This is a genomic window from Methylobacterium sp. 1973 (genome assembly GCF_040545035.1).
In the GTDB taxonomy this organism is placed as follows: Bacteria; Pseudomonadota; Alphaproteobacteria; order Rhizobiales; family Beijerinckiaceae; genus Methylobacterium; species Methylobacterium fujisawaense.
In genome coordinates, this window is record NZ_JBEPLA010000004.1 from 227233 (window position 1) to 241242 (window position 14010).

12 protein-coding genes are annotated in these 14010 nt (G+C 67.4%); 8 read left to right on the forward strand and 4 right to left on the reverse strand.

What is annotated here, in order from left to right; genetic code table 11:
- The first annotated feature begins 87 nt into the window (after window positions 1-87).
- The 7 genes from ABIC70_RS10575 (at window position 88) to recJ (ending at window position 9100) form a co-directional block, all read left to right on the forward strand.
- Window positions 88-1959 (forward strand): M3 family oligoendopeptidase, encoded by a 1872-nt coding sequence (locus ABIC70_RS10575; RefSeq protein ID WP_345819835.1) that lies wholly within the window; start codon window positions 88-90, stop codon window positions 1957-1959.
- Between the two features lie 106 nt (window positions 1960-2065).
- Window positions 2066-3427, forward strand: coding sequence for an ABC1 kinase family protein (locus ABIC70_RS10580; RefSeq protein WP_043757960.1), 1362 nt, complete (start codon window positions 2066-2068; stop codon window positions 3425-3427).
- Window positions 3428-3549: 122 nt separating this feature from the next.
- A complete protein-coding gene (locus ABIC70_RS10585) occupies window positions 3550-3843 on the forward strand; it encodes an aa3-type cytochrome c oxidase subunit IV (RefSeq protein ID WP_043357734.1) in 294 nt (97 codons plus the stop codon).
- A 207-nt stretch (window positions 3844-4050) separates the two neighbouring features.
- Window positions 4051-5268, forward strand: coding sequence for a Re/Si-specific NAD(P)(+) transhydrogenase subunit alpha (locus ABIC70_RS10590; protein ID WP_043357735.1), 1218 nt, complete (start codon window positions 4051-4053; stop codon window positions 5266-5268).
- Window positions 5269-5292: 24 nt separating this feature from the next.
- On the forward strand, window positions 5293-5748 hold the full coding sequence (locus tag ABIC70_RS10595) for a proton-translocating transhydrogenase family protein (protein ID WP_192707681.1): 456 nt from the start codon (window positions 5293-5295) through the stop codon (window positions 5746-5748).
- A gap of 4 nt (window positions 5749-5752) precedes the next feature.
- Window positions 5753-7150: an NAD(P)(+) transhydrogenase (Re/Si-specific) subunit beta gene (locus ABIC70_RS10600; RefSeq protein ID WP_043357739.1), complete on the forward strand. Its 1398-nt coding sequence runs from the start codon at window positions 5753-5755 to the stop codon at window positions 7148-7150.
- 132 nt (window positions 7151-7282) lie between these two features.
- Window positions 7283-9100 carry a single-stranded-DNA-specific exonuclease RecJ gene (gene recJ, locus ABIC70_RS10605; protein WP_081948574.1) on the forward strand — a complete coding sequence of 606 codons (1818 nt, stop codon included), beginning with the start codon at window positions 7283-7285 and terminating at the stop codon, window positions 9098-9100.
- Window positions 9101-9111: 11 nt separating this feature from the next.
- On the opposite strand, the gene ABIC70_RS10610 is transcribed toward recJ, so the two are convergent.
- The 4 genes from ABIC70_RS10610 to ABIC70_RS10625 form a co-directional block, all read right to left on the reverse strand.
- Window positions 9112-9567: a CAP domain-containing protein gene (locus tag ABIC70_RS10610; protein ID WP_210274774.1), complete on the reverse strand. Its 456-nt coding sequence runs from the start codon at window positions 9565-9567 to the stop codon at window positions 9112-9114.
- A gap of 166 nt (window positions 9568-9733) precedes the next feature.
- Window positions 9734-10543 carry an HD-GYP domain-containing protein gene (locus ABIC70_RS10615; protein ID WP_354439697.1) on the reverse strand — a complete coding sequence of 270 codons (810 nt, stop codon included), beginning with the start codon at window positions 10541-10543 and terminating at the stop codon, window positions 9734-9736.
- A 373-nt stretch (window positions 10544-10916) separates the two neighbouring features.
- A complete protein-coding gene (locus ABIC70_RS10620) occupies window positions 10917-11069 on the reverse strand; it encodes a hypothetical protein (protein ID WP_167380416.1) in 153 nt (50 codons plus the stop codon).
- A 402-nt stretch (window positions 11070-11471) separates the two neighbouring features.
- Complete coding sequence (locus ABIC70_RS10625) at window positions 11472-12164, reverse strand: GntR family transcriptional regulator (RefSeq protein ID WP_043357745.1); 693 nt, start codon at window positions 12162-12164, stop codon at window positions 11472-11474.
- A 480-nt stretch (window positions 12165-12644) separates the two neighbouring features.
- Here ABIC70_RS10625 and oxlT point away from each other — a divergent pair, with 480 nt between their 5' ends.
- Complete coding sequence (gene oxlT, locus ABIC70_RS10630; protein WP_053610704.1) at window positions 12645-13922, forward strand: oxalate/formate MFS antiporter; 1278 nt, start codon at window positions 12645-12647, stop codon at window positions 13920-13922.
- Window positions 13923-14010 lie beyond the last annotated feature (88 nt).

Consider the following 14010-nt stretch of genomic DNA (forward strand, 5'->3'; position numbering starts at 1 on the left):
CTTCGAACCGACACGCCGCGTTGAACGCGTGGCGGCACGCTCGATATCAGGGTACGGGGCCGCTGCCCTTAGAGAGGATTGCACGACATGATGCCGAGCCACGCCGCATCGCCGGTGACTGTCCGCCTGCCGGAGGGCGTGAGCGCCGCGCGCGCCGCCGCGAAGGCTGCCGACCTCGGCCATCTTCCGGAATGGGATTTGTCGGACCTCTATTCCGGCCTCGATGACCCCAAATTCTCCGGCGACATGACCCGGGCCGAGGAGGAGTGCCGCCGGTTCTCCGAACTCTATGCCGGCCGCATAGCCGAGCTCGCCGCGGGACCGGAGGCGTCCGCCCGACTGGCGGAGGCCGTGCGCACCTACGAGGGGATCGAGGACCTGCTGGGCAAGCTGATGTCCTTCGCGGGTCTCGTCTATTCCGGCGATACCACCGACGAGGCACGGGCCAAGTTCTACGGCGACACGCGCGAGCGCCTGACCAGCGCCTCAGCGGATCTCCTGTTCTTCGCCCTGGAGCTGAACCGCGTCGACGACGCGGCGATGAATGCCGCGATGGCGGAGGGGCCGCTCGCCCACTACGCGCCGTGGATCGAGGACCTGCGCAAGGAGAAGCCGCACCAGCTCGACGACCGGACCGAGAAGCTCTTCCTCGAGAAGTCGGTCACGTCGAACGCCGCCTGGGACCGTCTGTTCAACGAGACGATCGCCTCGCTGCGCTTCACCGTGCAGGGCGAGGAGATGCCGCTGGAGCCGACGCTCAACAAGCTCCAGGATCCGGACGGAGCCGTCCGCAAGGAGGCGGCCGGTGCGATCAGTGAGGTTCTGCGCGGGCAGTTGCGCGTCTTCACGCTGATCACCAACACGCTGGCGAAGGACAAGGAGATCTCCGACCGCTGGCGCGGCTTCAAGGACGTGGCGGACGCGCGCCACCTGTCGAACCGGGTCGAGCCCGAGGTGGTGGAAGCCCTCGTCGACGCCGTACGGGCGGCCTATCCGCGGCTCTCACACCGCTACTACAAGCTGAAGGCGAAGTGGTTCGGGCAGGAGACGCTGCCCTATTGGGACCGGAACGCGCCTCTCCCGCGGGTCGAGCAGCGGACGATCCCCTGGACGGAGGCCCGCGACACGGTTCTCTCCGCCTACGATGCCTTCTCGCCGGAGATGGCGGGGATCGCGAAGCGCTTCTTCGATGAGCGTTGGATCGACGCGCCGACCCGTCCCGGCAAGGCGCCGGGCGCCTTCGCGCATCCGACCGTGCCGTCGGTTCACCCCTATGTCCTGGTAAACTACCAGGGCAAGCCGCGGGACGTGATGACGCTGGCGCACGAGCTCGGCCACGGCGTCCACCAGGTTCTCGCCGGCCCGAACGGCGCCCTGATGGCGCCGACCCCCCTGACGCTCGCGGAGACCGCCAGCGTGTTCGGGGAGATGCTGACCTTCCGCAGGCTCCTCGCCGCCACCACCGACACGACCCAGCGCCGGGCCATGCTCGCCGCCAAGGTCGAGGACATGATCAACACGGTGGTGCGCCAGATCGCCTTCTACTCTTTCGAGCGGAAGGTGCATCTCGCCCGCGCGAAGGGCGAGCTGACCACCGATCAGATCAATGCCCTGTGGCTGTCCGTGCAGGCCGAGTCGCTCGGTCCGGCCATCACGCTGGATTCCGGCTACGAGCCGTTCTGGGCGTATATCCCCCACTTCATCCATTCGCCGTTCTACGTCTACGCCTACGCGTTCGGCGATTGCCTGGTGAACTCGCTCTATGGCGTCTACGCCCAGGCGGAGGAGGGCTTCGTGGAGCGCTACTTCGCGCTGCTCTCGGCTGGCGGCTCCAAGCCCTACGGCACGTTGCTTGCGCCGTTCGGGCTCGACGCGAAGGATCCGGGCTTCTGGCAGATCGGGCTCGGCATGATCGAAGGGATGATCGCCGAACTGGAAGGCATGGAAGGACAGCCCTGACCGCGACGCCGCGGGGTGCCACCCCCGCGGCGCAGGGCCCCACGCCCCTGGTTCACGCGGGGGCGCGGCTTATCTCCGGACCATCACACGACAAGCAGATCGAGAGATGGCCGAGACCGACCGCGAAGCCAACCGCTTCTCCGCCCGTGCCGGGCGCTACGCCAGCGTGGGCGCCAATGTCGGCGGCGTGGCCGCTCGCATGGCCATGGCACGGCTGTTCGGGAAGGAGGGCACGACCAATGCGGCCGCCCTCGCGCAGGCGCTGGGCGGGCTGAAAGGTCCGATCATGAAGGTGGCGCAGTTGCTGGCCACCGTCCCCGACCTCCTGCCCCCGGAATACGCCACCGAGTTGCAGAAGCTCCAGGCTGACGCGCCGCCGATGGGCGCGGCCTTCGTCCGGCGCCGGATGCAATCGGAACTCGGAGCCGGGTGGCAGAGCCGCTTCGGCAGCTTCGACCTCAAACCCGCAGCCGCCGCCTCGTTGGGCCAAGTGCACCGTGCGACCGCTCAGGATGGTGAACGGCTCGCCTGCAAGCTTCAGTATCCGGACATGCAATCGGCCGTGGAGGCCGACCTGAAGCAGCTGGAAGTCGCCTTCGCGCTGCATCGCCGGATGAACACGTGGCTCGACACCCGCGAGATCGCCAAGGAGATTGGCGCCCGGGTCCGCGAGGAACTCGACTACGAACGTGAAGCCAAGCACGCGGCACTCTACGGGGCCGTTCTGAAGGACATCGCGGCGGTGCGCGTGCCCCGGGTCTTTCCGGATCTGTCCACCAAGCGCCTCCTGACGCTCGGCTGGCTCGACGGAGACAAGATCCTGGGCTTCGCCGACGAGCCGGTGGAGGTGCGCAACCGGATCGCCCAGGCGATGTTCAAGGCGTGGTGGCACCCGTTCAGCCGCGCGGCCGTGATCCACGGCGATCCGCATCTCGGCAATTACACCGTCTTTTCAGAAGGCGGCGAGGCCGCGGGCATCAACCTGCTCGATTACGGCTGCGTCCGCATCTTCCATCCGCGATTCGTGGGCGGTGTCGTGGATCTGTATCGCGGCCTCTTGGAGAACGACGAGGCCCGCATCGTCCACGCCTACGAGGTGTGGGGCTTCAAGGACCTCGACAAGGAGAAGATCGAGATCCTGAACATCTGGGCCCGGTTCATCTACGGCCCCCTGCTGGAGGATCGTACCCGCACGGTCGCGGACGGGGTGAAGCCCGGAGAATATGGCCGGCGGCAGGCCTTCCAGGTCCACCAGGCGCTGAAGGAGCGCGGACCCGTGACCGTTCCGCAGGAATTCGTCTTCATGGACCGCGCCGCCGTCGGCCTCGGCGCGGTGTTTCTCCACCTCAGGTCGGAACTCAACTACCACCGGTTGTTCGAGGCCGAGATCGAGCATTTCTCGCTGGACGAATTGTCGGATCGCCAGGGCCGGGCCCTCGCCGAGGCGGGATTGCCGGAACCGGTCTGATCGGGATCGAAGATCCACCGAGAGAGCGATCAACTTGCGTGCGTCCGATTGCGGCAGATAAACGCTTGAGCTACATCCGACCCTGACCGCAAGAAGTCGCGTCTTAGGGAAACGAGCGCACGATGGCCGAGAGTGACACGGTGGCCGGGCACACCTACAGCCCGGCGATGGACGCGAGGACTCACGAACAGACCTATCGCGGGTTCGTCCGGTTCGTTGAAATTGCCACCGGCGTCGTGATCTGCTGGGTCTTGGCCCTTGCGATCGGCGGAATCCGCGAGGCGTGGCTGCTGGCCATCGTCGGCGTGATCGTGGCCGGAGCGGCAGGAGCCGTCGGTGCCCTGGCGCCGGCCGTGGGCTGGCGTGCGCCGCTGGTCGTGGGCATCCTCCTCGTCCTCTACCTGTTTTTCGCCTGAGGCGAGGCCCGAGCGGCCGGTTCGCTGGTTGCCTCGGACGAGGTGCTCGCTCGCATTCGCCGAGCGGGCCGCTGACGCATTGTTGGCAATTAAATTGAGCACAAGTTACATTCCGGCCGCTTCCAACGCGGTATCGTAGATCCGCCTCTCGAAAAGCGTCGCCGGTTCGCGCATTCGAAGGCCGAGCTTTTCCAGGGGAACCCTCGCATGCGCATTGCTGTGCTGTCCGAGACGGACTCCGCGGAGCCGCGCGTCGCCGCTGTTCCTGAGACCGTCAAGAAGTTCATTTCGCTCGGTGCCGACGTCGTGGTGCAGTCCGGTGCGGGCAAGAGAGCCGGCATCCTCGACAGCGAGTACGAAGCGGCCGGCGCCAGCATCGCTGGCAGCGCGGCCGACGCCGCCGGTGACGCCGATCTCGTGCTCAAGGTCCGCCGACCGAGCGCCGAGGAGCTGCCGCAGCTGAAGCGCGGCGCGACCGTGATCGCGATCATGGACCCCTACGGCAACGAGGCGGCCCTGAAGGCGATGGCCGAGGCCGGCGTCGACGGTTTCGCCATGGAGCTGATGCCCCGCATCACCCGGGCCCAGGTGATGGACGTGCTGTCCTCGCAGGCGAACCTCGCCGGCTACCGCGCGGTCGTCGATGGTGCCGCCGAGTACGGGCGAGCGATGCCCATGATGATGACCGCCGCCGGCACGGTGCCGGCCGCCCGCGTCTTCGTGATGGGCGTCGGCGTGGCCGGTCTTCAGGCCATCGCGACCGCCCGCCGCCTCGGCGCGGTGGTCACGGCCACCGACGTCCGGCCCGCCACCAAGGAACAGGTCGAATCACTCGGCGCCAAGTTCGTGGCCGTCGAGGACGACGAGTTCAAGCAGGCCGAGACCGCGGGCGGCTACGCCAAGGAGATGTCGGCCGAATACCAGAAGAAGCAGGCGGAGCTGGTCAAGGGCCACATCGCCAAGCAGGACATCGTCATCACCACGGCGCTGATCCCCGGACGCCCGGCTCCCAAGCTGGTGTCCGAGGAGATGGTGGCCTCGATGAAGCCGGGTTCGGTCCTGGTGGATCTCGCGGTGGAGCGTGGCGGCAACGTCGCCGGCGCCAAGGCCGGTGAGGTCGTCACCAACGACCGCGGTGTGAAGATCGTCGGCCACGTCAACGTTCCGGGGCGCCTCGCCGCGACAGCCTCGAGCCTCTATGCGCGCAATCTCTACGCCTTCGTCGAGACCCTGATCGACAAGGACTCGAAAGCGCTCGCCATCAACTGGGACGACGAGCTGGTGAAGGCCACGAACCTCACCCGCGGCGGTTCGGTCGTCCACGCATCCTTCCAGCCCAAGACCGAGGGAGCGACCTCGGAAGCCGCGTCCGTGGGGCTCGCCAAGCCGGAGACCGGCACGGCCGCTCCGGCCGGCGCACAGTGAAGCCCGGCCGAGAGGAGTAGCAGAATGGCAACCGTCATCGTCCCTCCCGATCAGGCGGCCGATCAGGCCCGCGTGCTGGCCGACGCCGCGCGCGCGGCGGCCGCGGTGGCCCGCAACGCCGCCGACCAGGCACAGGTCATCGCCGACGGCATGGGCCACGGGCTCAGTGCCGCGACCGGCGGCGCCGTGGATCCCACGGTGTTCCGGCTCGCGATCTTCGTGCTGGCGATCTTCGTCGGCTACTACGTGGTCTGGTCGGTGACGCCGGCGCTCCACACGCCGCTCATGTCGGTCACCAACGCGATCTCGTCGGTGATCATCGTCGGCGCGATCCTGGCGGTCGGCGTTCCCCTGATCGAAAAGGGCACCGGACTGGCCCGGTTCTTCGGCTTCATCGGCATCGTGCTCGCCAGCGTGAACATCTTCGGGGGCTTCCTCGTCACGCAGCGCATGCTCGGCATGTACAAGAAGAAGGGCTGAGCCGGTGTCTGAGAACGTCTCCTCCCTTCTCTATATCGTCGCCGGCGTCCTGTTCATCATGGCGCTGCGGGGGCTCTCGCACCCCACCACCTCCCGGCAGGGCAACCTGTACGGCATGGTCGGCATGGGTCTCGCGATCCTCACCACGCTGGTCGGCCACCCGCCGGCCGGGTTCGGCGCCTGGATCCTCGTGCTCCTCGGCCTCGGCATCGGCGGCGGCGCCGGCGCGGTGATCGCCAAGCGCGTGCCGATGACCGCGATGCCGCAGCTCGTGGCCGCCTTCCACTCGCTGGTCGGTCTCGCCGCGGTCTTCGTGGCGGCCGGCGCGCTCTACGCGCCGCAGGCCTTCGGCATCATCGAGAACGGCCACTTCCACAAGCAGTCGCTGTTCGAGATGGGCCTGGGCGTCGCCATCGGTGCCATCACGTTCACCGGCTCGGTGATCGCCTTCGCCAAGCTCGACGGACGCATGTCCGGCAAGCCGATCATGCTGCCCCAGCGTCACCTCATCAACGCGCTGCTGGCCGCCGGCCTCGTCCTGCTCATCGCCCTGTTCATCGGCACCGAGTCCAAGGCGATCTTCTGGCTGATCGTCATCGCCGCGCTGGTGCTCGGCGGCCTGATCATCATCCCGATCGGCGGCGCCGACATGCCGGTGGTCGTGTCGATGCTGAACTCCTACTCGGGCTGGGCGGCAGCCGGCATCGGCTTCACCCTGGGCAACCTCGCGCTGATCATCACCGGCTCGCTGGTGGGCTCCTCGGGTGCGATCCTGTCCTACATCATGTGCCATGCGATGAACCGGTCGTTCATCTCGGTCATCCTGGGCGGCTTCGGCGGCGATACCGCGGCGGCCGGCACGGGCCAGGTCGAGACGCGCCCCGTGAAGCAGGGCTCCGCCGACGACGCCGCCTACATCATGAAGAATGCTGAGCGGGTCATCATCGTCCCGGGCTACGGCATGGCGGTCGCCCAGGCGCAGCACTCGCTCCGCGAGATGGCCGACATGCTCAAGAAGGAGGGCGTCGACGTGAAGTACGCCATCCACCCGGTGGCGGGGCGCATGCCGGGCCACATGAACGTGCTGCTCGCCGAGGCGAACGTGCCCTACGACGAGGTCTTCGAGCTGGAGGACATCAACGGCGAGTTCCCGCAGGCGGACGTCGCCTTCGTGATCGGCGCCAACGACGTCACCAATCCGGCGGCCAAGACCGACAAGGCTTCGCCGATCTACGGAATGCCGATCCTCGATGTGGAGAAGGCCAAGACCGTGCTGTTCATCAAGCGCGGCATGGGTTCCGGCTATGCGGGCGTCGAGAACGAGGTGTTCTTCCGGGACAACACCATGATGCTGTTCGGCGATGCCAAGAAGGTCGTCGACAGCATCCTGAAGTCGCTCTGAGGCCCGGGTCTCGGGCGGATTTCCGGGGCGGGCAGCGATGCCCGCCCTTTTTCGTTGCGACGGCGCGCGTTCGCCGACGCTGTTGCGGCGGTGCGCAAGATTCCACGGCCCACCCGGTGTAGGGTGGCATCCGTGTCATCCGCCCCGCTCTCCGTCGATCCGCCGCCCTTCCTGGGGGTCGCCGCCTCCATCACCGGCCGGCGCTGGCAGGAGCGCTGTGGCGGCGCGGCAGTCCAGAATCACATCGCCAAGATGGTTCAGGCCCACGGCCTGCCGGAATTGCTCGCCCGTGTGCTGGCAGGGCGCGGGATCGGTCCGGAGGCCGCGCCGCGCCACCTTGCGCCGCGTCTGCGCGACCTGATGCCGGACCCGAATACGCTGCTCGATATGGACGCCGCCGTCCGCCGGCTCGTCCGGGCCGTGCGCCGCGGCGAGACCGTGGCGGTCTTCGGCGACTACGACGTAGACGGCGCCGCGAGCGCGGCCCTGCTCGCCGGCTACCTGCGCGGTGTGGGCCTGAGGGCTCCGATCCACATCCCCGATCGGATCACCGAGGGCTACGGCCCCAACATCGCTGCGATCACCGCATTGGCGGCGGACGGCGCGACGCTTCTGGTCTGCGTCGATTGCGGCACGAGCGGCCACGCGCCTTTGGAAGAAGCCGAGAAATCGGGCCTCGACGTGATCGTCCTCGACCATCATGCGGCCTCCGAGGTGCTGCCGCCGGCCCGCGCCGTGGTCAATCCCAACCGCCTCGACGACCTGTCGGGCCTCGGCCATCTCTGTGCCGCCGGGATCGTGTTCCTCACCCTGGTGGCACTGAACCGTGCCCTGCGGCTGGAGGGCTTCTTCGGGCCGGACCGCCCCGAACCGCAGCTCACCGATGCCCTCGACCTCGTAGCGCTGGCGACCGTGGCCGACGTCGTGCCCCTCACCGGTCTCAACCGGGCCTTCGTGACGCAGGGCCTGACGGTGATGCGCCATCGCGGCCGCATCGGCCTGGCGGCCCTGCTGGACGCGGCCTCGCTGAGCGAACCGCCGGAATCGTGGCATCTCGGCTTCGTCCTCGGGCCGCGCATCAATGCCGGTGGCCGCATCGGCGATTCGGCCCTCGGTGCCCGGCTTCTGACGACGGCGGACCCGAACGAAGCGGCCCGGATCGCCGCCGACCTCGATCGCCTCAATCGCGAGCGTCAGGCGATCGAGGCGCAGGCCGTCTCCGAGGCCGAGGCCGAGATGGACCGTGCCCTGACGCTCGACCCAACCCGCACCGTGCTGGTCACGGCCAGTCCTGAGTGGCATCCCGGCATCGTCGGACTCATCGCGTCGCGCCTGAAGGAACGGTTCAACCGCCCGGCCTTCGCCTTCGCGATCCGACCCGACGGCAGCGCCACCGGCTCGGGTCGCTCGATCCCGGGGTCGGATCTCGGGCTTGCGGTGCGCGCCTGCGTCGAGGCCGGGATCGCCCTCAAGGGGGGCGGACACGCCATGGCGGCCGGCGTCACCGTACGGACCGACGACATCCCCCGCTTCGAGGCGCATCTCGTCATGCTGCTGGGGGCGAGCGTGACCGTGGCGCGGGCGGCCGACGCCCTGCTGATCGACGGCGGACTCAGCGCCGGGGGCGCTACCGCGGAAACGGTCCGGCTGCTCCAGCAGGCCGGACCGTTCGGACAGGGCGCGCCGGAGCCGATCTTCGCCCTCGGGCGCCATCGCCTGGTCGATGCCGGCGTGGTCGGGTCGAGCCATGTCAGGGCTCGCCTGCGCAGCCGCGACGGACAGGCGGTGGGCGCCATCTGCTTCCGTGCCGCCGAGCGCCCCCTCGGCCTCGCGCTGCTGAACGGGATCGGTCGGGAACTGCACGTAGCCGGAACGCTGTCCTGCGACCGCTGGCGCGGGGCCGAGCGGGCCCAGCTCCGGATCGTCGATCTGGCGCCGGCGGACCCCTGAGAGCCGATGCGTCAGGTTCCTGCCATGACAAGGGCCCAGAACCGCTTGTAGCGCGTGGTCGGCGCATCCACGCGGGCGATCCCGATCCTGCGGATCTGCGGCAGCAGCATATTCTTGTTGTGCTCGGGGCTCGCCTTCCAGCGGGCGAGCACCTGCTCAAGTGTCTCGGAGCCGGCACTGAGATTCTCCGCCGCCCAGGCTTTCGCCAGACCGACGGAGGCCATGCGCGACGTGAAGCTGCCGCCGATCTCGTGGCTGAGCTGGCCGTGGCGCGCGTTGTTGCCGGCCTGGAAGGCCGCCGCCTTCACGAGAACCGGATCGACCACGACGGGGCTCAGGCCGTTCTGAACCCGGTAGGCCGAAATCGCGGCCGCGGCCGCGACCTCGTCGAGCACGGCTGTGTGCGTCGCATTCTCAACGGACGCATCCGGCATGACGGAGACGCCGCCGCATGCGGTGAGGCTCATCAGAAGGGCGGCGGCGAGGGCGAACTTGAATTTCGGCACGGTCCGGACGGCGATCGGTGACAGACACCCGCCTCCCTCCAGGGCGGTTGCGGCGAAAGCGCGGCACGCGGCGCGCCCGCACGATGCCGCACTCGCGCGTGGCACGCGCGCCACGTACCCGGCGTGATCACGCCGCCAGGGACATGCCGGCCAGCATCGAGGGTGCGAAGGCGCGGAGGAGATCCAGATCCAGATGACCGGTGCCGCCGACCATCGTCGCCAGGGCGTCGGCGGGGGTCGCCGATTGCCGATACGTGCGCCGCTCGGTCAGGGCCGAGAACACGTCGCAGATCGTCACGATGCGCACGAGGTCCGAAATGGCCGAGCCGGCCAGGCCGTCGGGGTAACCTTTGCCGTCCAGGCGCTCGTGGTGATGACGGACCACATCGATGATTGCCGCCTCGAACTCACCCTGAGCGACCAGCAGGTCGGCGCCGATATCGGGATGGCGCTGCATGAGCCGCATCTCCTCAGGATTGAGCGGCCCCGGCTTGTTGAGGATCTCGACCGGAATGCGCGACTTGCCGATGTCGTGCAGCAGCGCAGATCGAACCAGTCGCGCGAGGTCGGTCCGATTGAGGCCGATCTGCGCGCCGAAGGTCGCAGCGTGTCCGGCTACGCCGAGCGTGTGCTGATAGACGCCGATCTCGTGGCGCCAGACTTCGGCGAGCCACGCCCCGATGCCGACCTCGGAAACGGCAGCGAGGACCAGCTCGGTTCCCCGCTCCACGTCGGCACGGCGGAGTCGGGCGCCGAGGGCGGCGCTGTCGAACAGGTCCGCGACGATTGCGGTGGCATCCGTGACGCGCTCCGCGAGCTGTCGCCGACGCGCCTCGGCCGACCGCGTCGCCTCTTCGATCATGGCGAAGACATTCGCCAGGACGATCTGGCGCGGTGCCGCGGCGGGGAGCTGGCGGAGGTTGGACGCACCCGCCATGGGCTCGCCGCGTACGAGAACCAGGAGCGGGAGTGACGGCCTGTACCGGTCGAGAGTGGTCCGCAACGTTGCGGCTTGGACCGGTGGAAGATCCAGAATTACGAGGTGGGGCCGCTCGGCCGGGATCGGCGCGCCCGGCGAGAGCGCCCGGCAATCCATCACCAGCGCGATCGCGCGCTCAAGGGCTCTCTGCTCGGATGGGCGATCCGAAATCAGAAGGACGTAGGGGCCGTCCGAGAATCGCGATGCGGCGCCGAGGGCCAACGCGGTCGCTCCTCGCCCGCAGGGTCAACGATCCATTTACCCTACGCGCAAGTTTTGAGGAAAGCGTTAACCGTGCTCGGCGCCCTCACCGAAACATCGACGGATCGCGTCAGGCCAGCTTGGCGGAGGCGACGTCGCCGGTCGGTGCGACGGTCGAACGACCGGACGTGCGCTCGGAGCTCAGAAAGTCGGCGAACTTCACGGTCAGCAGCGCCTGGCAAACGGCGAAAGCGACAAAGATGGCGAGGAAGCTGGCGATCATCGGACTCTCCAGGGCGGCCGGGCACCGCAATATGTTGCGGTGCGAGAGATGTCATGCCGCCCCGCAAACTGGTATGCCAGATAACGAATACCGTTCATGCGGCCTATGCATGGAGGACGGAGATGCGCCCTCATTCCACACAGAAGCCACACCTCGCATGCGCCACGCTCGCAGTTGAGAGGGGCGCAGAGGGACTGCGCGCCTTTCAAAATTTTTGCAGTGCGGCAATGTTTGTGCGCGATTTAATTTGTGACCAGCGCTCGGTCGGAGTTCTGAGCACCGGGTCGGTCGGTGCTGTCGCAGCCGACGCGCACGACCGTGCGGCCCTCGCCGACAATTCCCGATGCGGTCGGCGAGGCTTTGTAGGTGGAAAAGGACCCTGTGGGACGGCCTCGACGCCGATCAGTCCAGGTAGTCGCCGTAGGTGTCGACGTGCTGAGCCAGCCCGAGGCCATGCTCGCGCACGAGACGCTCTGCCAGGTCGGCATCTCGGGCTTCCAGCGCCGAGATGATGGCGACGTGCTCCCGGATCGAACGCTCGGCCCGGTCGCCCTGCCGGAGCGCCGTGCTGCGGATGCCCCGCACATGCATCAGGAGATTGCTGGTCAGATCGGCAATCGCATCACAGTGTCCCAGAGCGATGATGCGTTGATGGAAGCGGATGTTCGCGTCCGAGTACTCATCGATGTGCTCTGAGGGCTGTCCTTCGAAGAATTCCGGGAAGGACTCCCGCAGGGCGCGAAGCTGGGCATCGGTGGCGCGGGTGCAGGCGAGGCGAGCCGCCATGCTTTCCAGCGCCGTCCAGGCGTGGATCATGCTGACGATCTCGCGCTTGTTCTTCTTGATCACGAAGACACCGCGCCGCGCCTCGGACCGGACGAAGCCTTCCTGCTCCAGAACCGTCAGCGCCTCGCGCACGGGCGTCCGGCTGACGCCGAGATCCTGCGACAGCTTCCGCTCGTCGAGGCGGACCTCGTCCGGACGTCCGTAGATGTCCATGTTGGTGATGGCTGTCTTGAGCGCCTCGTAGGCCAAGGTCCGGAGACTGGAGCTGGCGACGATGGGCTTCACGCTCAGCGGTTCGGAATTCGACATCCCTCGTCCAGTCAGCTCACACGTATGATGTCTCGCACGCATTCTCTGTCGTGCGCTCCCAAGCGGACTAACCCAAACCTTGGCCAGATCCTAGTCAATTGCGGGGCGGCCCCACAGACCTGTGACCTTTGCCGACTTTTCGCCTCGCGGAAGTTGTGCAGGCGCGGCTCCCCATCCCCAGTTTTGACCGCACGTTCGGCCGATCGGTTTTAATCCCAGCACCGAAACGTGTATTTTTATGCCGGTTCGATTGACAGCCCGGAGGGATACCAGCACCATCCTGCTGGCATACCGTCGACCATCAGTCCCGCGCTGCTGAGTCCAATGCGGATGCTCGAGTACTTGAGACTTTATTTGCCTGCGGGCCAAGAATTTTTCGAAGAATCCTGGTCATCTTGTTCTGCCAAGCTGGGCCGCGGCAGGGCATACAGCCGGTCTGAGCACAGACCCCAACAATAATACTGCCAAGGAGGGATGGGTATGTCCGAGATCGTCAAACCGGCGGGGCGTGGCCGATGGCTGCAACTCGCCTTCGGCGTCGTCTGCATGTGCATGATCGCCAACATGCAGTACGGTTGGACCTTCTTCGTGAACCCGATGCAGGAGCGGCACGGCTGGGATCGCGCGGCGATCCAGGTGGCGTTCACGCTGTTCGTCGTCACCGAGACGTGGCTGGTCCCGATCGAGGGCTGGTTCGTCGACAAGTACGGCCCGCGGATCGTCACGCTGTTCGGCGGCCTGCTCTGCGGCATCGCCTGGGTGATCAACTCCTACGCCGACTCGCTCACCGTGCTGTACATCGCGGCCGCGATCGGCGGCACCGGCGCCGGTGCGGTCTACGGAACCTGCGTCGGCAATTCGCTGAAGTGGTTTCCCGATCGCCGCGGCCTCGCCGCGGGCATCACCGCCATGGGCTTCGGCGCGGGCTCGGCCCTGACCGTCGTGCCGATCCAGGCCATGATCAAGTCGCAGGGCTACGAGGCGGCGTTCTTCTACTTCGGTATCGGGCAGGGCGTCATCGTGATGCTCATCGCCCTGTTCCTGCGGTCGCCCGCGAAGGGGCAGGTTCCGGAGATCGCCCGGGTCAGCCAGTCGAAGCGCGACTACAAGCCCTCCGAGATGGTCCGCACGCCGATCTTCTGGGTCATGTACGCGATGTTCGTCATGATGGCGGCCGGCGGCCTGATGGCCACCGCGCAGCTCGGCCCGATCGCCAAGGACTTCAAGATCGCCGACGTTCCGGTCTCGCTGCTCGGGATCACGCTGCCGGCGCTGACCTTCGCGGCCACGCTCGACCGGGTGCTCAACGGCGTGACGCGTCCGTTCTTCGGCTGGGTCTCCGACCATATCGGCCGCGAGAACACGATGTTCCTGTCCTTCGCGATCGAAGGCCTGGGCATCTACGCGCTCAGCCAGTTCGGCCAGAACCCGATCGCCTTTGTGCTTCTGACCGGTCTCGTGTTCTTTGCCTGGGGTGAGATCTACTCCCTGTTCCCGGCGACCTGCGGAGACACGTTCGGCTCGAAATACGCCGCCACCAATGCCGGTCTACTCTATACGGCCAAGGGCACGGCGGCGCTGATCGTCCCCTATACCAGCGTGCTCACGACCATGACCGGGAGCTGGCATGCCGTCTTCCTGGCGGCAGCGGCCCTCAACATCGTCGCGGCTCTGCTGGCGCTCTTCGTCCTGAAGCCGATGCGGGCCGCCTATACCAAGAAGCCCGAGGCGAGCCTCGCGCCGGCCCTGGCCCAGTAGCGCGGTCCAGGCGACACGAACCGACGAGAATGAGCCCGGCGCCGTCTTTACGGCGCCGGGCTTCCTGCATACCGGGGACCGGGCTTTC